Consider the following 19216-nt stretch of genomic DNA (forward strand, 5'->3'; position numbering starts at 1 on the left):
AATATGATGGTTTTCATCTTTCGTGCAATTTGCATGAATGGCCATCGTGCATCCTGCATTTTGCTGGTTGTGGCCACAGTGGAGGCAGGCGGGAATATTTTCCTATGAGACGCATAGCTTGACCTGTGGCCCTCATCTGACAAGACTTGGGCTCATTGTATCGAGCGCCATGAGTGGCATTGAGGGAGAAACCTATGACCGATCCAGGCACCCATGCCCCGAAAACCATGACTGATGATGAAGCTGCCGAGTTCGCCGAGCAGGTCTTCGAAGTCGCCCGGCAAGGTGATGCGCTGATGCTGAGCCGGCTGCTGGAGAAGGGGCTGCCTGTCAATCTGCGCAATCACAAGGGCGATACGCTGCTGATGCTCGCCAGTTACTACGGTCAGCAGGACGCCGTGCGTGTGCTGCTTGAACACAAGGCCGACCCGCAGATCCGTAATGACAATGGCCAGAGCCCGATTGCCGGTGCTGCGTTCAAGGGAGATCTTGCGGTCGTCAAACTCCTGGTCGAGTCGGGTGCGGACGTGGAGGGGGCTTCGGCGGACGGTCGGACTGCTCTGATGATGGCCGCCATGTTCAACCGCAGCGAAATCGTCGATTACCTGATCGGCAAAGGCGCCAACCCCCATGCCCGCGACGCCAAGGGCGTCAACGCCTTGGCGGCCGCCCAGGCGATGGGCGCAACGGAAACCGCCGCTCAGTTGAGCAAACTGATGGTTTAAGCGCGCTGATCCTGAATCGATAGAGGTGTGCAGCGTTTCCCGCTATCCTGCGCGCCTCGTTTTTGCCTCTATCAGGATCTCCCCCCATGAAAGACTCCCTCATTGAATTAATCAGCAAAATCAGTTCGGGCTGCATGGGGGAAGACGAGATCGCAGGCATCGCCGCCGAAGCTGCTCAGGCTTACGCGGACCCCGAAGCCTTTCTGGCCGCCAATCCGGATATCAACTACGACGATACGTTCCCTATTCCTCTGGGCGAGTGGGTAGTGGTCGGTAGCCTGCCGGAAACCGTGCTGTTCCAGGCGGACACCTACATGGACCTGTTCGAGCAGATCGTGCAGTCGTTCGGCAAGGATGTGTCTTTCAACATCAAGCCAAAGCAACTGGCCAAGGTGGAAGCCTTGACCGCTCTCAACCGTATCCAGATCCAGCTCAGCAGCATGAACAAGGAAATGGGCGGCTACGTGCTTGTGGATTTCAGCCAGCCGCTGGACGACGAACTTCAGGCCGTGCTGGTCTACGGCTGTGATGAGGCGCGAGTGCTGGAGCTGGCGGCTGCTGTCGGCATCCATGCCGCATCGTCATTGCAGGCGCTCAAAGCCAACGCCTAACCCAGGGCGGTATCCAGGAACATCATCACTCCGAAGCCCAGCATCAGGCCCAGTGTGGCTGAGGTCTGGTGGCCGTTGCGGTGGGTTTCCGGGATGACTTCGTGGGACACCACGAAAATCATCGCACCTGCTGCCAGGCCAAGGCTCAGCGGGTAGGCAATCGCAAAACCGCTGGAAATCCCCAGGCCGACCAGCGAGCCCAGGGGCTCCATCAGGCCTGAGCCGATTGCCACCAGCATGGCCTTGAATGCCGAAAGGCCGGTTGCCCGCAACGCCAGGGCAATGGCCAGGCCTTCGGGAATATCCTGGATGGCAATGGCGGTGGTCAGTGGCATGCCCACATTCATATCGCCACCGGCAAAGCTGACGCCAATGGCCATGCCTTCCGGCAGGTTGTGCAGGGTGATTGCCAGTACGAACAGCCAGACCCGGTTGATACGGTCGGAATCAGGTCCCTGCCGGCCGACGCTTTCGTGTTCATGGGGAGTGAAGCGGTCCAGGCCGAGCATCAACAGCACCCCAAGACCCAGACCGGAAACCACGGTGGCGGCAGCGAACGGGCCATTGCCGGTAATCTCCCGGGCTGCGGCCAGCCCCGGCAAAATCAGCGAAAAGGAGCTGGCGGCCAGCATCATTCCGGCAGCAAAACCGAGCATGATGTCCTGGGTGCGCTGGCTGATGTTGCGGAAGGCGACAGCCATGACCGCGCCCAGCGCCGTGGCCCCGAAGCCTGCCGAACCGCCGATCAGGGCGTAGGTCAGATTGCTCTGATTGGTCCCGAAGAAGGCGTTATAGAGACTGGCGGCCCCCAGGCCCAGCACGATGATCAGCGCCAGGAGAAATCCCAGGCTTACCCATGGGCTGGTCTGTAGTTGAGCCGACCATGTCGCCCAGAGTGTGCGGGGTTGCAAGGGTGTTTGCATAGAGGACGACCTGTCTGAAAACATGATTCAAAGGATAGCGGACTCAGTTTCCGAGCATGAAAATATGCGGTTGGTTCAATGGAGCTGACTATTCTCTATTCCGTCATTACTCAATCGGGAACACCATCATGGGCTCCACTTTCAATAGCCTGATCGGCTTGATCATTCTTGCTCTGGATATCTGGGCCATCATCAATGTACTGAAAAGCAGTGCTGGCACCGGGGCGAAAATCCTCTGGATACTGCTGATCCTGTTGCTGCCGGTATTGGGGCTGATCATCTGGGCCATTGCCGGACCGCGGGGCAATGTCCGTATCTGATGTCAGTAGGAGCGGATTCATCCGCGAAACCTTCCAGACGATACATATGTATGGGATATACAGGCCTTTCGCGAATAAATTCGCTTCCATACAGACTGTGTGACCATCAAGTTTGCGGTCATGCAGTGATGAGGTTCGACCTGTCATCTTTCGCAACGTAGAATGCGCGCCTTTCTTGTGGGCGGTCGGCCGTCCTGTCATCAGTCTTTAGCGGGAGCTTACCCATGAGCGATTATCAGGAAACGTTATACGAAGGCTATGGCCAACGCTTTCGTATGGAAAAAATGCTGCACGAAGTCCGTACGGAACATCAGCATCTGGTGATTTTCCAGAACCCGCGCATGGGCCGGGTCATGGCGCTGGATGGCGTTATCCAGACCACCGAGGCCGATGAGTTCATCTATCACGAGATGCTGACCCATGTGCCGATCCTGGCTCATGGCGCTGCCAAGCGCGTATTGATCATTGGTGGTGGCGATGGTGGCATGCTGCGCGAAGTCGCCAAGCACATGAGCGTCGAACACATCACCATGGTCGAGATCGACGCTACCGTGGTGGAAATGTGCAAGGAGTTCCTGCCCAATCACTCCAACGGTGCCTTCGATGACTCGCGCCTGAACCTGGTGATTGACGACGGCATGCGTTTCGTCGCGACCACCGAAGAGAAGTTCGACGTGATCATTTCCGACTCCACCGACCCGATCGGGCCGGGTGAAGTGCTGTTCTCGGAAAACTTCTATCAGGCCTGCCATCGCTGCCTGAACGAAAACGGCATCCTGGTTACCCAGAACGGCACACCGTTCATGCAACTGAGCGGCGTACAGACGACTGCTGGCCGTATGAATGGTCTGTTCGCGGACTGGCATTTCTATCAGGCGGCAATCCCCACCTACATCGGTGGCGCGATGACCTTCGCCTGGGGTTCCACCAATACCGCCTATCGCAAGTTGCCACTGGAAACCCTGCGTCAGCGCTTTGTCGGCAGCGGTATTGTTACTCGCTATTACAACCCGGAAATCCACATCGGCGCGTTCGCCTTGCCGCAGTACGTGCTGCAGGCAGTGGGCAAACCCAGCAACGACTGAGGTTTTTCTGCACAGGCATGATCCGGGTTCCTCAAGGTCATGCCAGCAGGGGCAGCTATCACCGTACGGTGTCTGGCGCTTGCCAGGTGCCGTACAACAAATTTTTCACACCCGCTTGTCGAAAATGGCGCGCGATTATTCAGGGCCTTGCTCTGAAAAGCGCTAAAAGCACGGCAATCACGTAATATCTGCCCCCCATGCGCTGCCTCCTGTTTCGGGTTGGCAGGTCTCGCATATCCGACTCAACTCCTGAATCCACCGGATCCTGACAAAAATGGCTAACACGGACGCCCAGATTCATCGGCAAGCTTTGTCCCGTCTGCAACACCCAACCGTCAAGTCACACCTGGCCTACATCCTGCTCAGCGGCCTGACCCTGATGGTGATGTACACCCTGCTGCGTATCGGATTGCTGGTCTACAACCGTGAAATGATTGGCGAGACGCCAGCGTCGACCTTTATCGAAGCGTTGTTCAACGGCATGCGTTTCGACCTGCGTCTGACGATCTATCTGCTCATTCCTCTGATGCTGTCGCTGTTCAGTGTCCGGGCCATGGCTGCACGGGGTTTCTTCCGGTTCTGGCTGACCCTGGTCGGCAGCATCACGCTGTTCCTCGGCCTGATGGAAATGGACTTCTATCGTGAGTTCCACCAGCGCCTGAACGGTCTGGTGTTCCAGTACGTGAAGGAAGACCCGAAGACCGTTCTGAGCATGCTCTGGTACGGTTTCCCGGTGGTTCGTTATCTGCTGGCATGGGCACTGGTCACCTGGTTGTTGAGCCTGGTGTTCAAGGGCATCGACCGCGTGACTCGTCCGCGTCGCGAATTCAGCGTTGGCAGTGGCAGCAATCGCTCGATTGCGCCCTGGTACATGCGCGTCGGCGTGTTCTTCGTCGTGCTGGTCATTGCCGTCATTTCTGCCCGTGGCACCTTGCGTCAAGGCCCGCCGCTGCGTTGGGGCGATGCTTACACCACCGAATCGAACTTCGCCAACCAGTTGGGCCTCAACGGCACGCTGACGCTGATCACGGCCGCGAAAAGCCGCATGTCCGAAGACCGCGACAATATCTGGAAAGCCACCTTGCCTCAGCCTGAGGCACAGCAGGTCGTGCGCGACATGCTGCTGACCAGCCATGACCAGTTGATCGATCCGAACATTGCGGCAGTACGTCGTGATTTCACGCCGCCAGCTGAAAACACGCTGCCAATCCGCAACGTTGTGGTCATCCTGATGGAAAGCTTCGCAGGCCACTCGGTCGGCGCTCTGGGCGATAAAGCCAACATCACGCCTTACTTCGACAAACTGTCCAAGGAAGGCCTGCTGTTCGATCACTTCTTCTCCAACGGCACCCACACCCACCAGGGCATGTTCGCTACCATGGCGTGCTTCCCGAACCTGCCGGGCTTCGAGTACCTGATGCAGACGCCTGAAGGCAGCCACAAGCTGTCGGGCCTGCCGCAACTGCTCAGCGCCGGGCGCAACTACGACGATGTCTATGTCTACAACGGCAACTTTGCCTGGGACAACCAGTCGGGTTTCTTCAGCAACCAGGGCATGACCAACTTTGTCGGTCGTGAAGACTTCGTCAACCCGGTGTTCTCCGATCCGACCTGGGGTGTTTCCGACCAGGACATGTTCGACCGTGGCGCCGAGGAACTGAAAGCCCGCCAGAACGGCAAGCCGTTCTATGCCTTGCTGCAGACCCTGTCCAACCACACGCCTTATGCCTTGCCGGAAAACCTGCCGGTTGAGCGCGTGACAGGCCATGGTTCGCTGGACGAGCATTTGACCGCCATGCGTTATTCCGACTGGGCACTGGGGCAATTCTTCGAGAAGGCCAAGAAAGAGCCTTACTTCAAGAACACCCTGTTCGTGGTGCTGGGCGACCATGGGTTTGGCAACAAGATGCAACTGACCGAAATGGACCTGGGCCGCTTCAACGTGCCATTGCTGTTGATCGGGCCAGGCGTGCAGGAGAAATTCGGCCAGCGCAGCAGCATCGTGGGTACCCAGGTCGATGTGGTGCCGACCATCATGGGCCGTCTGGGTGGTCAGACCCGCAACCAGTGCTGGGGACGCGACCTGCTGAACCTGCCTGAAGGGGACAAGGGCTTTGGTGTGATCAAGCCGTCGGGCAGCGAGCAGGTGGTCGCCATCATCCATGGCAACCGTATCCTGATCGAACCTACGGAACTGCCTGCCAAGGTCATGACCTACACCCTGGGTGCAAACCCGCATGCCGAAGTGGTGCCCGATGCTCCGGACACGGCCGAGCTGAAGCAGAAGCTGGAAAGCTTCCTGCAGACCGCGACCAAGAGCCTTCTGGATAACACCGCCGGTGTAGAGGCCAGCAAGAACCGCAACTGATACCGCTGGCTACACAACGAAAGGCCCTCTGCATCCGATGCGAGGGCCTTTCTTTTTGCCTGCATTTTCTGGAACGAATGACTCGGCAAGACGGTCCAGATCATGCAAGCCAGCGTCCTGGCTTCGTTCGGGAGGTATTGATGAAACAGTGGGCCATTTCGTATCTCGATAAGGATGGTGTACAGCAGCGCCATGATATTGATTCACCGGAACGCCCAAGCGAGGAGGCTGCGGCACGTCTTCTGCGTCCGATTCTGTTCCCGGTCACGGATGAGCTGGATCTCAACGATCTTGAGGGACGCACCGAGGAGCCGACAGTCAAAACCCTCAAGGACCACAACAGTGTGCAGATCATTTCCATTACGGAAGTAATCTGATTCATTTGCACCTGCAAAGACTTGTTGTGTCAGGCACTTGGCAGCAGGCCCGAGTTGGGTCTACTCTGCAAACGAGGCCGATACGTCGGCCTCTCAATGTCGAAACCGGGTTGCTACAGATCCGGTCTGGTCAGCTTCATGCTTGATTCCCCACTGCGGATTAACTGTCGTGTGGCGACCACCAGCCAGGTGGTCGTTCTGGAAGAGTTGAAACTCTATCTATCGTTGCATAGGAGGACGTTTCATGAGCACAGCCTATCAAGAGGACATCAGCAGTCATGTACTGCGCCGCATGAAAGAAGGCGGTTTTGACTTTGCACGTACCTATCCTATCGAGTTCTACGCCGTCTTCCCGGATGAGGAACGGGCGCGGCAGGCTGCAGGACAATTTCGTGGTGAATCCATCAATACCCAGATCAACGTGCGTGACGACGGTGCGTGGCACTTGCAATTGAGCAAGGTGATGTATGCCACCTATGACGGCATCGGCGACTTCGAGCATGACTTCCAGAACGTGATCTCGCCGATGGACGGTGAGGTTGAAGGATGGGGCGTCACAGCGGAGGTCAGAAGACTCCACGCATGAATCATCTGTCTGGCAGTAACACGACCGGTCAATTGCGGAGTATGCCGCCATTGGCCGGTCGTGCTTTTGGCCGCAGGAAAAGAGACGGATGCAGCCCGATGGGCAAAAAAAAGCCACTCAATGGAGTGGCTTGAAGGGAAGAGCGGTTAGAAAAGCGCCAGGGCGCAAATTCCAGAAAAAAAGTCGAGGCAGGCAATCGGGCCTTTGTTTGCTCGGTTGCTGGCGATTATGGCGAACTAATATCCCCCAATGAAATCAACACTGACTATGCTGGTGATAGATTTCGCGATTGCCTGACGCTTCCGAATGAGGCGTAGGAGAAATGCTTAGGGCATTTATTGCACAGGAATGGTGCGTTGAATGTCTATTGTTTGCGTAAATCATTGATATGAAAGCGTTTATGCCGATGGCACGGGCCTTGCGAAGGCCTGTAGGTCCATGGTGACAAGGAGTACGGCATGATCCGCACCTTTTATGACGAGATGTACGACGCTGGCGGCCAGGTCCGCCCGCATTACCGGGAATTTGCCCGCTGGTTGGGTGATACGCCCCCTGAGCTTCTGGCTCAGCGTCGGCGTGAAGCCGACCTGTTGTTTCATCGCGCCGGGATCACGTTCACGCTCTATGGTGACGAGCAGGGGACCGAAAGACTGATCCCCTTCGATACGATTCCGCGCAGCATTCCGGCCAGTGAATGGCGGGTTGTGGAGCGCGGCTGCATTCAGCGCGTCAAGGCGCTGAACATGTTTCTCGCGGACCTGTACCACGATCAACGGATCATCAAGGCGGGGATCATTCCCGCCGAGCAGGTTCTGGCCAACGAGCAATATCAGTTGGCAATGCAAGGTCTGAACCTGCATCGCGACCTGTATTCGCACATTTCCGGGGTCGACCTGGTACGCGACGGCGATGGCACGTATTACGTGCTTGAAGACAACCTGCGTACCCCGAGCGGCGTGAGCTACATGCTCGAAGACCGCAAGATGATGATGCGCCTGTTCCCGGAGCTGTTCGCCGCGCAACGCATTGCTCCCATCGACCACTACCCGAATCTGTTGCTCGACACCCTCAAGAGTTCGAGCCATCTGGACAATCCGAGCGTGGTGGTTCTGACGCCGGGTCGCTTCAATAGCGCCTTTTTCGAGCACGCCTTTCTGGCGCGTGAGATGGGTGTCGAACTGGTGGAAGGTGCGGATCTTTTCGTGCGCGATGATCGCGTCTTCATGCGCACCACCGACGGCCCGAAAGCCGTTGATGTGATCTACCGCCGTCTGGACGATGCTTTCCTGGATCCGCTGGCCTTCAACCCGGATTCGATGCTCGGCGTGCCGGGCCTGCTGTCGGCCTACCGTTCCGGCAATGTGGTCCTGGCCAATGCCATCGGCACTGGCGTTGCGGACGACAAGTCGATCTATCCGTATGTGACGGACATGATCCGTTTCTATCTGGATGAAGAGCCGATCCTCAAGAACGTGCCGACCTGGCAGTGCCGCAAGCCTGAAGAGCTGTCCCATGTGCTGGCCAATCTGGGTGATCTGGTGGTCAAGGAAACCCAGGGTTCCGGCGGTTACGGGATGCTGGTCGGTCCTGCAGCGACCGCTGCGGAAATCGAAGCCTTCCGTGCCCGTCTCAAAGCCAAGCCACACGCATATATCGCCCAACCGACCTTGTCCCTGTCGACCTGTCCGACCTTCGTCGAGAACGGTATCGCCCCGCGACATATCGACTTGCGTCCATTTGTCCTTTCCGGCCGCGAAACCCGCGTTGTGCCTGGCGGGCTTACCCGAGTAGCGTTGCGTGAAGGCTCGCTGGTGGTGAACTCGTCGCAGGGTGGTGGAACCAAGGACACCTGGGTGGTCGAGGATTAAGGATGCCTGCCAATGCTAAGTAGAACTGCCTCGGATCTTTTCTGGATGTCGCGTTACCTGGAGCGAGCGGAGAACCTCGCCCGAATGATGGACGTGAGTTATTCGCTGTCATTGATGCCCCAGGACGGGCGCGGTGGGCTGGACGAAATTGCCATGCCACTGCTGATTACCGGAACCCTGGATGCCTATGTGGAGCGTCATGGCGCACTGCATGCCGAACGCATGCTGCATTTCTTCGCCCTGGATGCCAGCAACCCGGCCAGCATCTATAGTTGCCTGGGTGCTGCGCGGGCCAGTGCCCATGCGGTGCGCGGGCGAATTACCGCTGACATGTGGGAAAACATCAACTCCACCTGGCTGGAAATTCGCGGGATCGCCGAGCAAGGATTGGCGCGCTATGGCATGAGCCATTTCTGCGAATGGGTCAAAGAGCGTTCCCATCTGTTCAGAGGCGCGACCTACGGCACCATCATGCGTAACGATGCGTTCCGTTTCATTCGTCTGGGTACCTTCATCGAGCGCGCCGACAACACCCTGCGCATGCTCGACGCTCGTTATGAAATGCTGGAGTTGCGTGGGCCGCAGGCCAACGCGGCGGCTGACAACTCCGCCGCCGGTTACTACCAGTGGAGCGCCTTGCTGCGCGCCTTGTCGTCTTTCGAGGCTTACACCGAGCTGTACCGGGATGCGCCAGGAGCGCGTCAAGTCGCCGAGCTGTTGCTGCTGCGCGCCGACATCCCGCGTTCCTTGCGTGCCTGCTTGGAAGCACTGGACCAGATTCTGTCCAGCCTGCCAGGCACCAATGGTCGTCCGGCGCAGCGCATGGCAGCAGAAATGGACGCACGCCTGCGCTACACCAGCATCGACGAGATCCTGAGCGAAGGCCTGCATGAGTGGTTGAACGAATTCATTCCTCTGGTAGCCCAACTGGGTGATGCCATCCACACTTCATATCTGGAGGCTGCATGAGACTCTCTATTAGCCACGAGACCACCTATCACTATGATGATCAGGTTCGGGCCAGCATCCAGTATCTGCGTCTGACTCCTCATGACAGCGAGCGTCAACAGATCCTGAGCTGGCAATTGAGCCTGCCGCGTCCTGTGCGCGCGCAGATCGATCCGTTCGGGAACATTCTCCACGTGCTGACTCTGGACGAGCCTCATGAGTCGATCATCATCGGTGCCCGCGGGCAGGTGGAAATCGACGAAACCCGCGAGGCCGAACATGAAAGCCAGTCGGCGCTGCCATTTCTGCGTTTCACCCGCCTGACCGAAGCGGACGAAGCGATGCGGGCATTCGCCACGAAGGAAAGCAGCAAGCGTACTGATCGCACGGGCTTGATCGATCTGATGCAGGCGTTGAATCAACACATCGTCTACACGCCGGGCGCGACCGAGGTCGATACCAGTGCGGCCCAGGCATTTGCCGGGCGTTCAGGTGTCTGCCAGGACCACACCCATGCCTTCCTGGCCTGTGCCCGCAGTCTTGGCGTGCCCGCGCGTTATGTCTCCGGTTACCTGTACAGCGAAGACAAGGATCACCTGTCCAGCCATGCCTGGGCTGAAGCCTGGATCGAAGATGGCTGGTACAGCTTCGACGTCACCAACACGCTCGCGATTCCTGCTCGCCATCTCAAGCTGGCGGTAGGTCTGGATTATCTGGATGCCTGCCCGGTACGCGGCATGCGCCGTGGCGGTGGTTACGAACAGATGCACGCCAAGGTCTCAGTCTCGACGCAGGTTCAGGTGCAGCACCAGTAATTCCTGTACCACCTGTGGGAGCGAATTCATTCGCGAATGAATTGGCTCCCACACAGCCTGCACAAGTGGTTTACTCCGCCGGATCATCAGTAATGTCATACAGCGCATTATGCAGCTCTTCATAATTGCCGCCGTTGATGACACTGAAGTAACCGGCTTGTCTGAGTTTGTCCTGGGCTCTGCTTGCCTTTTCGTTCGAGCTGCTGAAAATGACGAACACAGAGTTGCGGTCGGTGAGCACCTGTTTCAGTTGATTGACCAGCCGTGCATCTTCGACCCGGACCGCATTGAGAACGGTACCCGCGTCATATTCGGTCTGGCTGCGCACATCCACTGCCAGTTTCCCTTCCTTCAAGGCGGCCACGGCGGCTGCCTGCTCGACCTCACCCGCCTGCGCTGCGAAGCTGCAAGCCAGAATTCCCAGTGCTATCCATTGACGCATAAACCAGCCTCCCATCATTTGACAGGAAGATTGGCACAGATATGAGCACTTCGGTAGCGCACGCCGAATCAGCCGAACAAACGGTTCAGATTCGGCAGGATCAACAGAAGAGTGGTCGCGAATACAATAAGACCCGCCTGACGTATCTTTGAATGCTTGAACATGGCTGACTGCCTTTTGTTGTTATTCCTGAGCGACAAAAGCTCACCGAATTCATCAAGTGCGAAATCGGGCAGCTGGCAAAGGTGGTGCTGATGAACGGGTGGTCTCGGCCATATCGCCGCAGACCTGACGCTGGATATATTTTTATCGCGCCTTCCTGTTACAGATTTAACCTTAGAGGCCGCATTGCTTATGGCTTAGAACTAATTGGTATTTATCACCAATAATTTCTGATTAAAGGTTATTTAGGCGCTGCTGATAACATGATCAGGCCTTGGCTAGAGGCTTTGAGGGTGTATCGTTAGCTTTCTACCGTTCGTCTGGCCAGGGATTGTCCTGCGAGCGATACCGGGTGGGTGGCCATGCAGATACTGGCTTCTTGCTTTGGTCCTGCAATTCAGGGCAGGCTTTGCCCGTGCGCTATTGCCTTTTTACTGTTTCAGGTCCTTTTTTATGTCGTTACGCATCTGCATTCTGGAAACCGACATCCTGCGCCCGGAGTTGGTTGAGCAATATCAGGGTTATGGGCGGATGTTCGAGTTATTGTTTGCGCGCCAGCCGTTTGCCGTTCAGCTCAGTGTCTACAACGTGGTGCAGGGCATTTATCCCCCCGACGACGAGCGTTTCGATGCCTATCTGGTGACTGGCAGCAAGGCCGATTCGTTTGGCACCGATCCCTGGATTCAGACGCTCAAGGTCTACCTGCTCAAACTGTACGAGCGGGGCGACAAGCTGCTGGGGATCTGTTTCGGGCACCAGCTGCTGGCGCTGTTGCTGGGTGGCAAGACCGAGCGCGCTACCCAGGGCTGGGGAGTGGGCATTCATCATTATCAACTGGCTGACCCGCAACCCTGGATGACGCCAGCCATCGACAAGCTGACGCTGTTGATCAGTCACCAGGATCAGGTCACGGTATTACCGGAAAATGCGACGGTGATCGCCTCCAGCGATTTCTGCCCGTATGCGGCTTATCACATCAATCATCAGGTCCTGTGCTTCCAGGGCCATCCCGAATTCATTCACGAGTTTTCCCGCTCCTTGCTGGACCTGCGCCAGCAGACGCTGGGGGAACAGGTTTATCGCAAGGGGCTGGACAGCCTGGAACATGAACACCATGGCGCAACCGTGGCCGAGTGGATCACGCGCTTTGTAGCGCACAAGCCGGATTCGAATGTGGCTTGAAGCCTGAGAACTCCCGGCGCTGACTGGCGCCGGGAGCTTTTGCCGGTTACAGCCAGCCCGAACGCTTGAAACTGGTGAACAAGGCCGTACAGCCTCCGACGATCACCCCCAGCACCACGAAGTAACCGTAGTGCCAGGTCAGTTCCGGCATGTTCTCGAAGTTCATCCCGTAAATCCCGGCGATAGCGGTAGGAAACGCCAGAATCGCCGCCCAGGCCGCAAACTTGCGCTGCACGATGCTTTGTCGCGATGACTCCAGCAACAGACCGATCTCGATGGTCTGGCTGGCGATGTCCCGCAGGTTGCCCAGGTCTTCCATTTGCCGTTTGACGTGAATCTCCACGTCGCGAAAGTACGGACGCATGTTCTTGTCGATGAAGGGAAAGCTCAGCTTCTGCAGCTCTTCGCCGACTTCCACCATGGGCGACACGTAGCGGCGCAGCCGCAGAAGATCCCGGCGCAGGCTGTGAATGCGATGGATGTAGGCTTCATTCAGGATGCCGCCGAGTACGCTTTGCTCCAGCTCTTCCAGTTCGGCATGGATGGCTTCGGTCACCGGCTGATAACTTTCGGTCACGAAGTCCAGCAGGGCGTAGAGCACGAAGTCTTCGCCATGCTCCAGCAGCAGCGGCCTGGCTTCACAGCGCTGGCGCACAATCCCGTAGGATTTCGAGTGGCCGTTGCGCGAGGTGATGATGTAGCCCTTGCCGGCGAAAATATGGGTTTCGATGAACTGCAGCCTGCCGTTTTCCCGCACCGGCGCGTAGGTGACGATAAACAGCGCATCGCCGAAGGTTTCCAGTTTGGGGCGGCTGTGGACTTCCAGCGCATCCTCGATAGCCAGTTCGTGCAGGTTGAACTGTTTCTTGAGGCTTTCCAGCTCTTGCGGGGTGGGCTGCTCCAGCCCGATCCAGACAAAGTGATCCGGCCTGGCTGCCCAGGCCGCGCCTTCTTCAAGGGTGATATTGCTGACTTTCTTGCCTTTGCTGTAAACCGCTGCTGCAACAACTCGGCCCATATCGTTTCGCTTCTTGTTCAAGGAGTGGCTGTGATGCAAAAAGGATTGCGTCATGGCTCAACGCGATAAAGCCCGCATGGGCGGGCTTCATGGCTGTCGAGCGCAAGGCTTAGAGCGACAGCTGCTTGTCGAGTTCTATGGCGGAATCCAATGTATCGAGCAGCGCTTTTCTGACCTTGAGCTTGGTTTTTCTGTGGGCGTTCATATTGATCTTCTTCAGTTGCAGGGCCGCGGTGCGGGCGGTGTCCTGCAGTTCGTCGATGCTGACCACCTTGTCCAGAAAGCCCGCGTTCAGCGCGCCTTGGGGATCGAACATCTCGGCATTGATCACCGAGCGATGAAACGCTGACTTGCGCAGACGGTCACGCGCCAGTTCGATGCCCACATGGTGCATGGTCATGCCGATCTGTACTTCATTGAGGCCGATATTGAAGGGGCCTTCGACCCCGATCCGGTAATCGGCCGACAGCAACAGAAACGCACCCTTGGCCACGGCATGGCCCGGGCAGGCGACAATGATGGGGAAGGGGTGAGCCAGCATGCGCCGCGCCAGTGTCGAACCCCGGGATACCAGGTCGATGGCCGCTTCGGCGCTGGAGGTCATGACCTTGAGGTCATAACCGCCCGAGAGAATGCCCGGTTGCCCCGTGATGATCACCACGGCACGATCTGTCTCGGCCTGATCCAGCGCTGCATTGAATGCGGCGATCACATCCGGCGAGATGGCGTTGACCTTGCCGTTGTTGAGGGTCAGCGTGGCAATACCATCTTCAAGCTGGTACGAGATCAGATCGCTCATGGCGCAATTCCTTCTTGTTGAGATGCGCAGACGTTACTCAGCTACTCCTATCAGGTAAAGCGCTGACTCATCGGTCAGTAACGGATTGTGAGGTCAATACTGAATTCACTGGCTCACAGGGCGACACGGTGTCCCGGTGGGAGCGAATTTATTCGCGAAACCTTCCAGACGATACATATGTATTGGATGCCTTTCGCGAATGAATTCGCTCCCACGGAAAACCATTTAATTCATGATGTTACGTCTTGTTTAATGATCGGCGATCTGGCCGTAAACAATGCCACTTTCCCCGTGACCTCCACCGTGACGTCCTTGAAATGCAAGGCCAGGGCATTGCGCAGGCTGGCGACGTTGTCACTGCGATTACCAAAGATGCCTTTCTTGTTATAGACATCCATCAGCTTGCGACCAAACCCGTTGTGCCCGGCTTCGTCGCCCAGAATGGTTGCGCCGAACAGCACACCGTCATCCTTCAGGCGAGTCTTGAGGTTGGCGAAAACCTGGGCCTTGTCGCTCATGGTTCCGGGCAGGCAGTGCAGCAGATAGAACAGCGAGATCGAGTCAAACCCTGTCTCATGCCCGGGTTCGAACGGCTTGAACACATCGTGGCGGATTACCCGGATACCCGGCCGGCCGAAGCGCTGACGTGCCGCTTCCAGGCTGCTGCTGTTGAGGTCCAGCAAGGTGACTTCGGTGCTGATGGGCAGATTGGCATTGGCCAGGTAATAGCCGGTGCCGACGCCTACATCCAGATGGCGTGCGCCGACATGGCGATTGAAGAACGGCTGCAATACCTGTGTCGTCGAGCACTGCCAGGCAAAACGATTGGAAACCCCCAGGACCCACCAGTCATAAAGTTTCAGGGTCAGGGGAGAGTAAACGGCTGCGCCCGCTTCGGAAGAATGGTTCATGGCACTTCTATTCCTTGTACAGGCCCGGGATCACTGTTCGATTTCGTTCAGTTCGCAATACTCGTCCCAGTCCATGCCCAGGGCTTCGGCCACCTGTGCGTGGGCTTCAAGGCGCATGCTCTTGAGCTGTTCCGGGGATTCTGCAATCAACTGCAAAGCCAGTTCCCAGGGTTCGATACCCTGATCCTCGGCTTCATCCTCAAAGGCCCATTGCGCCTGCTGCTTCTGTTCTTCGGGGCTGAGGTTCTTGATTTCATCCTGCAAGGTCGGATGGGTCGAGAGGTATTTCGCCAGGGCGGCTTCGTTCCACTCCAGTGCATTCATGCCGGGTTTCCTCAAACTCATGGGGTAGCCAGGCCTGCCGGGGAGGCAGGTCTGGCGAGACCGCGAGATTGTGAGGGAACATTTCAAACGCTGCCAGTGCTGGCACTGCTGAATCCATCGTGCCGCAAGCAGGAAGCCGTCATTTGTCTGACATGAAACCTGATCCCAGCTCCGCTCCTGTAAGCGGCTCGGCATCCGGGTCGGACTGGGTGCGTTCCTTCATCATGGTCAGGGTCAGTACATCCTCTTCATCGAGCGCCACGGATGCCATGCCATCGCCTCCGTCAACGGCAGGTTGTGGATTTTCTACATAATCGAACTCTTCATCACTGTTCCATGGTCCGCGAAGGTTCGGCTCGCCACTGGACATGCTGAAGTAGGTGCGGGTGAATTCCGGCATGCCGGGCAGCTTGCCCTGCGGGAAGTTTGGCTGGATCGAGTGCAGCGCTTTTTCGAAGGACTTCTGGTGAGCGATTTCGCGGGTCATCAGAAAGCCCAGCGCCTCCTTGATGCCAGGGTCGTCGACGACATTCAGCAGCCGTTCGTAAACGATCTTGGCCCGGGCTTCGGCGGCAATGTTGGAGCGGAAGTCGGCGGTGGGTTCGGTGATGGTGTCGATGTAGGCTGAGGTCCATGGAACGCCCGCAGAGTTGACCAGCGGAGCGCCGCCACCATAAAGCACGCTGGTGATATGCGAGTCGTTACCCGCACCATGGATGCTGCGATACAGTTCACCTTCTTCCTGCACGCCTTCGGCCATCTGTCCTTTCGCGCCGCGGTTGAGCATGACGATGATCGAGCCCACGACCTCAAGGTGGCTCAGCTCTTCCGTGGCAATGTCCATCAACAGGTCCTTGCGACCCGGATCCTCTTCGGCCAGGGCTTGCGTGAAGTAACGGGTCGCTGCTGCCAGTTCACCCTGGGCGCCACCGAACTGCTCCAGCAGAAGATTGGCAAGGCCGGGATTGGGCTCGGCGACACGGACGGTGTACTGAAGTCTTTTGTTGTGTAAAAACATTGTGCGTTCCTCAATACTCAGGTTTGTGCGCGTTTGCCACTTCGGGCAATGGCGCAGACATAAGTTTCGAGAAGGCCTGAAGACTAAAGATTCTTTGTTTATTCGTTTACTGCGATGAGCGGAATCAGGCAAATAGTTCAAGGCGACTGATGAACTGTCGTTTCAGATTAAACGAGGGCTGCGCAAAAGGTGCATAGCCGCCTGAGCGGCTACGCCCTTACGTTTACTTCTTGGCTTCGAGATCGGGGTTTCTGGAGCGAGCCAAAAAGGCTGCCGTGATTTCAGGAAGGTGTTCAAGCAGCCATTTCGCCATGGCTTCTTCCTGCTGAAGCGTTTCCTCGCAGGCCCTTTGGGTTTCAGGATCTCCCGCCACCTTCGCAGCTTCGATCAATACCGTGTAAGCCGCGATTTCCACGTTCTCGAACACGTATCCCGACATCGCACCTTTCACGACCTCATCGCTCATCATCGAGCCACCTACCGCCTGACCGAACGCCATGACCTTGCCAGTCAGATCCTTCAGGGTGGAAGGGCTTTCGTCATACCGGGAAAGGCATTCACTGATACGTTGTTGCTGACCTCGTGTCTCTTCGATGTGCTGCTCGATGCGCCTTTTGAGGCTTTGGTAATGTTCCAGGCGCTCAGCCTGTGCGGTGAGCATCTTTTCAGCCTGCTGCTCCATTGCATGGGCATCACGCAGCCAATCGATAAGGTTTTCCTGTGGGGTAGCCATGTGTTCGTCCTCGTTGTGACGTTAATGGGGATACGCACGGATGAGCCATTCGACGACTGCGGATTTCCGTCTTTTCCGTGCCGGGCAATGCCCGCATTCGGTAGAGCCGGGGAGGGTGATGGGGTTCGCGGTATTTGTTGGCCGTCCGTCATTAATGACAGGGCAAAAAAGGGGTGTAGAAAATCTGATACACGGCAGGTACAAAAAATTGACGCCATGATGATGTCAATCTACAATCGCGCCGAATTTGATATCAATATGATATTGCAGGGACGCGCCGTGTACTCCTACGCCTCCAGAACAGCTTTGCTTGTTCTCTTCGCTGTCACTCCCCTTGTTTCCCTGGCTGCCCCGACCCCCGGTGAGCAGGATCTGATCCGCGACCGTCAGGACCGATTGCTCGAAGAGCAGCGCCGCCGTCTGGAAGAGCTCAAGGATTTACCCGGCGCTCAGCCAGCCCCCCAAGCCCCCGAGGCTCCGGTCGATACGCGCTGTTTCAGAATTGACGTCATCGAACTCAAGGGCGCCGATTCATTGTCGGCCGGTGAGCGCGAAACCCTGCTCAAGCCCTTTCTGGGCGAATGCCTGGGTGTTGCCCAGCTCAACGATGTACTCAAGGCCGTCACCGATCACTACATCGACAAGGGATGGGTCACGACCCGTGCTTACCTGCCGCAGCAGGATCTGTCCAAGGGCCATCTCGAAGTCCTCGTCGTAGAAGGCAAGATGGAAAACCTGCGCAGTGGTGAGGGCAGCGGCCTGACCCCGCGCGAGCTGGCCATGACCTTTCCAGGCAGTGAAGGCGGCGTACTGAACCTGCGCGAGATCGAGCAGATGGTTGATCAGCTCAATCGCCTGCCATCCAACAAGGCGCAGATGGAGCTGACACCGGGCCAGGCCGTCGGTGGCAGTGACGTATTGGTCAATAACACCCCGCAGAAACCCTGGCGAGCGAACCTGTCGCGCAATAACGAAGGTCAGCGCAGCACGGGTAAACAGCAGTGGAACGCCGGTCTGGAATGGGACAGCCCGTTGGGCCTGGCGGATCAGTTGAGTCTGCGCGGCGGTCACGATGGCATCAGCGATCACCAGAAAACCTCCAGAAACCACATGTTGGCCTACAGCCTGCCGTGGGGTTGGTGGACGTTGAGTTATACCTACAGCGAAAGCGAATATCGCTCGCTGGCCCAAGCCAACGGCTTCAATTTCAAGCAGACCGGTGACAGCCAGAATCATCAGTTACGCATCGAGCGTGTGATCCATCGCGATTCTGTGAGCAAGACTTCCCTCAGTACCGGGCTGGCCTATCTGCGCACCAACAATTACATCGAAGACAGCAAGCTGGCCTTGAGCAGCAATCGCCTGAGCGAAGCCCAGTTCGGTATCAACCATGGGCGTCGGATCGGTTCTGCGTTCGTCAACCTCGATCTGGGCATGCAACAAGGCACCGGCGCTTTCGATGCCCAGGACAATGGTCATCCAGGCCCCGGCGAAGCCGATGCCCGCTATCGCAAATACACCGGCACCCTGAGCTACCTGCAACCCTTTCAGCTCTGGGGCGAAAACTTCAGCTTCACCAGCCTGGCCACCGGCCAGCGCAGCGAGGATGTCCTGTTCAGTCCGCAACGGATGAGCCTGGGTGGATCCTCCTCGGTACGTGGTTACAAGGACCAGTTTCTGTCCGGCGACAGTGGCGGTTACTGGCGCAACGAATTGCGTCTGACGCGCCCGGTGACTCTGGACTGGCTGCGCCCTGTGTTCAGCGAGTATGGCGCGGCGGCCGGTTACGACCAGGGCGTGATCCGCAATGACCGCTACAACGGCGAAGCGCACGGTCGCCTGTCCAGCAACTCGTTTGAAGCCTTTACCCGTGGCCAGCACGTGGCGCTCAGCGTGACCTTTGCGCACTCCCTGGAACGCCCGGCTGACCAGATCGAGCGCGAAGCGCCGGTCTACCTGCGCATGGATTTCTTCCTCTAAACCCGTTTTTTCGAGACCGCC

At 57.4% G+C, this 19216-nt stretch carries 20 protein-coding genes; 12 read left to right on the forward strand and 8 right to left on the reverse strand.

The features are described from left to right. The first annotated feature begins 194 nt into the window (after positions 1 to 194). Together KQP88_RS08165 and KQP88_RS08170 are read left to right on the forward strand one after the other, a co-directional pair. Positions 195 to 725, forward strand: a complete 531-nt coding sequence (locus KQP88_RS08165; protein WP_200994079.1) for an ankyrin repeat domain-containing protein — start codon at positions 195 to 197, stop codon at positions 723 to 725. A gap of 86 nt (positions 726 to 811) precedes the next feature. Then, complete coding sequence (locus KQP88_RS08170; protein WP_200994078.1) at positions 812 to 1336, forward strand: hypothetical protein; 525 nt, start codon at positions 812 to 814, stop codon at positions 1334 to 1336. Here the strand turns inward: KQP88_RS08170 and KQP88_RS08175 are convergent. Continuing rightward, positions 1333 to 2259 (reverse strand): ZIP family metal transporter, encoded by a 927-nt coding sequence (locus KQP88_RS08175; protein WP_216705346.1) that lies wholly within the window; start codon positions 2257 to 2259, stop codon positions 1333 to 1335. The genes KQP88_RS08170 and KQP88_RS08175 overlap by 4 nt on opposite strands. Before the next feature lie 128 nt (positions 2260 to 2387). Here KQP88_RS08175 and KQP88_RS08180 point away from each other — a divergent pair, with 128 nt between their 5' ends. The 8 genes from KQP88_RS08180 to KQP88_RS08215 all read left to right on the forward strand — a co-directional run bounded on the left by KQP88_RS08180 (position 2388) and on the right by KQP88_RS08215 (position 10626). After that, positions 2388 to 2579, forward strand: coding sequence for a PLDc N-terminal domain-containing protein (locus KQP88_RS08180; protein ID WP_216705347.1), 192 nt, complete (start codon positions 2388 to 2390; stop codon positions 2577 to 2579). A 224-nt stretch (positions 2580 to 2803) separates the two neighbouring features. Next, positions 2804 to 3664 (forward strand): polyamine aminopropyltransferase, encoded by an 861-nt coding sequence (speE, locus tag KQP88_RS08185; protein WP_200994076.1) that lies wholly within the window; start codon positions 2804 to 2806, stop codon positions 3662 to 3664. Positions 3665 to 3938: 274 nt separating this feature from the next. Further along, complete coding sequence (locus tag KQP88_RS08190) at positions 3939 to 6032, forward strand: LTA synthase family protein (RefSeq protein WP_200994075.1); 2094 nt, start codon at positions 3939 to 3941, stop codon at positions 6030 to 6032. 140 nt (positions 6033 to 6172) lie between these two features. Beyond that, on the forward strand, positions 6173 to 6409 hold the full coding sequence (locus KQP88_RS08195) for a hypothetical protein (protein ID WP_216705348.1): 237 nt from the start codon (positions 6173 to 6175) through the stop codon (positions 6407 to 6409). Positions 6410 to 6653: 244 nt separating this feature from the next. Next, on the forward strand, positions 6654 to 6995 hold the full coding sequence (locus KQP88_RS08200) for a ribonuclease E inhibitor RraB (RefSeq protein ID WP_025259377.1): 342 nt from the start codon (positions 6654 to 6656) through the stop codon (positions 6993 to 6995). A 458-nt stretch (positions 6996 to 7453) separates the two neighbouring features. Continuing rightward, positions 7454 to 8863 carry a circularly permuted type 2 ATP-grasp protein gene (locus KQP88_RS08205; protein WP_122370981.1) on the forward strand — a complete coding sequence of 470 codons (1410 nt, stop codon included), beginning with the start codon at positions 7454 to 7456 and terminating at the stop codon, positions 8861 to 8863. 12 nt (positions 8864 to 8875) lie between these two features. Continuing rightward, complete coding sequence (locus tag KQP88_RS08210; protein WP_216705349.1) at positions 8876 to 9832, forward strand: alpha-E domain-containing protein; 957 nt, start codon at positions 8876 to 8878, stop codon at positions 9830 to 9832. Then, the gene (locus KQP88_RS08215) at positions 9829 to 10626 is read left to right on the forward strand and encodes a transglutaminase family protein (RefSeq protein WP_198724702.1); all 798 of its coding nucleotides are present in this window, start codon (positions 9829 to 9831) and stop codon (positions 10624 to 10626) included. Before KQP88_RS08210 ends, KQP88_RS08215 begins: the two co-directional genes overlap by 4 nt. A gap of 70 nt (positions 10627 to 10696) precedes the next feature. Here the strand turns inward: KQP88_RS08215 and KQP88_RS08220 are convergent, their stop codons facing one another. Next, on the reverse strand, positions 10697 to 11068 hold the full coding sequence (locus KQP88_RS08220; protein ID WP_216705350.1) for a rhodanese-like domain-containing protein: 372 nt from the start codon (positions 11066 to 11068) through the stop codon (positions 10697 to 10699). A gap of 615 nt (positions 11069 to 11683) precedes the next feature. Between KQP88_RS08220 and KQP88_RS08225 the strand changes: the two genes are divergently transcribed. Further along, complete coding sequence (locus tag KQP88_RS08225) at positions 11684 to 12412, forward strand: amidotransferase (RefSeq protein WP_216705351.1); 729 nt, start codon at positions 11684 to 11686, stop codon at positions 12410 to 12412. 46 nt (positions 12413 to 12458) lie between these two features. Here KQP88_RS08225 and KQP88_RS08230 read toward each other — a convergent pair whose 3' ends face one another. The 6 genes from KQP88_RS08230 to KQP88_RS08255 all read right to left on the reverse strand — a co-directional run bounded on the left by KQP88_RS08230 (position 12459) and on the right by KQP88_RS08255 (position 17215). Further along, positions 12459 to 13430 (reverse strand): magnesium and cobalt transport protein CorA, encoded by a 972-nt coding sequence (locus tag KQP88_RS08230; protein WP_216705352.1) that lies wholly within the window; start codon positions 13428 to 13430, stop codon positions 12459 to 12461. A 109-nt stretch (positions 13431 to 13539) separates the two neighbouring features. Then, the gene (locus tag KQP88_RS08235; protein ID WP_216705353.1) at positions 13540 to 14229 is read right to left on the reverse strand and encodes a crotonase/enoyl-CoA hydratase family protein; all 690 of its coding nucleotides are present in this window, start codon (positions 14227 to 14229) and stop codon (positions 13540 to 13542) included. A 230-nt stretch (positions 14230 to 14459) separates the two neighbouring features. After that, positions 14460 to 15140, reverse strand: a complete 681-nt coding sequence (locus KQP88_RS08240; protein WP_216705354.1) for a class I SAM-dependent methyltransferase — start codon at positions 15138 to 15140, stop codon at positions 14460 to 14462. A gap of 30 nt (positions 15141 to 15170) precedes the next feature. Continuing rightward, a complete protein-coding gene (locus KQP88_RS08245; protein ID WP_025259386.1) occupies positions 15171 to 15464 on the reverse strand; it encodes a DUF6388 family protein in 294 nt (97 codons plus the stop codon). Between the two features lie 139 nt (positions 15465 to 15603). Further along, positions 15604 to 16482 carry a manganese catalase family protein gene (locus tag KQP88_RS08250; protein WP_216705355.1) on the reverse strand — a complete coding sequence of 293 codons (879 nt, stop codon included), beginning with the start codon at positions 16480 to 16482 and terminating at the stop codon, positions 15604 to 15606. 223 nt (positions 16483 to 16705) lie between these two features. Beyond that, entirely contained in the window at positions 16706 to 17215 is a 510-nt protein-coding gene (locus tag KQP88_RS08255; RefSeq protein ID WP_095068382.1) for a ferritin-like domain-containing protein, read from the reverse strand. A 258-nt stretch (positions 17216 to 17473) separates the two neighbouring features. Between KQP88_RS08255 and KQP88_RS08260 the strand changes: the two genes are divergently transcribed. Beyond that, entirely contained in the window at positions 17474 to 19195 is a 1722-nt protein-coding gene (locus tag KQP88_RS08260; RefSeq protein ID WP_216705356.1) for a ShlB/FhaC/HecB family hemolysin secretion/activation protein, read from the forward strand. The last annotated feature ends 21 nt before the right edge of the window (positions 19196 to 19216 follow it).

Origin of the sequence: Pseudomonas lijiangensis (assembly GCF_018968705.1) — a bacterium.
In the GTDB taxonomy this organism is placed as follows: Bacteria; Pseudomonadota; Gammaproteobacteria; order Pseudomonadales; family Pseudomonadaceae; genus Aquipseudomonas; species Aquipseudomonas lijiangensis.

Coding starts and splice junctions, on each gene's coding strand:
- KQP88_RS08165 (WP_200994079.1), top strand. CDS start 195: ATGACCGATCCAGGCACCCATGCCCCGAAAACCATGACTGATGATGAA.
- KQP88_RS08170 (WP_200994078.1), top strand. CDS start 812: ATGAAAGACTCCCTCATTGAATTAATCAGCAAAATCAGTTCGGGCTGC.
- KQP88_RS08175 (WP_216705346.1), bottom strand. CDS start 2,259: ATGCAAACACCCTTGCAACCCCGCACACTCTGGGCGACATGGTCGGCT.
- KQP88_RS08180 (WP_216705347.1), top strand. CDS start 2,388: ATGGGCTCCACTTTCAATAGCCTGATCGGCTTGATCATTCTTGCTCTG.
- speE (WP_200994076.1), top strand. CDS start 2,804: ATGAGCGATTATCAGGAAACGTTATACGAAGGCTATGGCCAACGCTTT.
- KQP88_RS08190 (WP_200994075.1), top strand. CDS start 3,939: ATGGCTAACACGGACGCCCAGATTCATCGGCAAGCTTTGTCCCGTCTG.
- KQP88_RS08195 (WP_216705348.1), top strand. CDS start 6,173: ATGAAACAGTGGGCCATTTCGTATCTCGATAAGGATGGTGTACAGCAG.
- KQP88_RS08200 (WP_025259377.1), top strand. CDS start 6,654: ATGAGCACAGCCTATCAAGAGGACATCAGCAGTCATGTACTGCGCCGC.
- KQP88_RS08205 (WP_122370981.1), top strand. CDS start 7,454: ATGATCCGCACCTTTTATGACGAGATGTACGACGCTGGCGGCCAGGTC.
- KQP88_RS08210 (WP_216705349.1), top strand. CDS start 8,876: ATGCTAAGTAGAACTGCCTCGGATCTTTTCTGGATGTCGCGTTACCTG.
- KQP88_RS08215 (WP_198724702.1), top strand. CDS start 9,829: ATGAGACTCTCTATTAGCCACGAGACCACCTATCACTATGATGATCAG.
- KQP88_RS08220 (WP_216705350.1), bottom strand. CDS start 11,068: ATGCGTCAATGGATAGCACTGGGAATTCTGGCTTGCAGCTTCGCAGCG.
- KQP88_RS08225 (WP_216705351.1), top strand. CDS start 11,684: ATGTCGTTACGCATCTGCATTCTGGAAACCGACATCCTGCGCCCGGAG.
- KQP88_RS08230 (WP_216705352.1), bottom strand. CDS start 13,430: ATGGGCCGAGTTGTTGCAGCAGCGGTTTACAGCAAAGGCAAGAAAGTC.
- KQP88_RS08235 (WP_216705353.1), bottom strand. CDS start 14,229: ATGAGCGATCTGATCTCGTACCAGCTTGAAGATGGTATTGCCACGCTG.
- KQP88_RS08240 (WP_216705354.1), bottom strand. CDS start 15,140: ATGAACCATTCTTCCGAAGCGGGCGCAGCCGTTTACTCTCCCCTGACC.
- KQP88_RS08245 (WP_025259386.1), bottom strand. CDS start 15,464: ATGAATGCACTGGAGTGGAACGAAGCCGCCCTGGCGAAATACCTCTCG.
- KQP88_RS08250 (WP_216705355.1), bottom strand. CDS start 16,482: ATGTTTTTACACAACAAAAGACTTCAGTACACCGTCCGTGTCGCCGAG.
- KQP88_RS08255 (WP_095068382.1), bottom strand. CDS start 17,215: ATGGCTACCCCACAGGAAAACCTTATCGATTGGCTGCGTGATGCCCAT.
- KQP88_RS08260 (WP_216705356.1), top strand. CDS start 17,474: ATGATATTGCAGGGACGCGCCGTGTACTCCTACGCCTCCAGAACAGCT.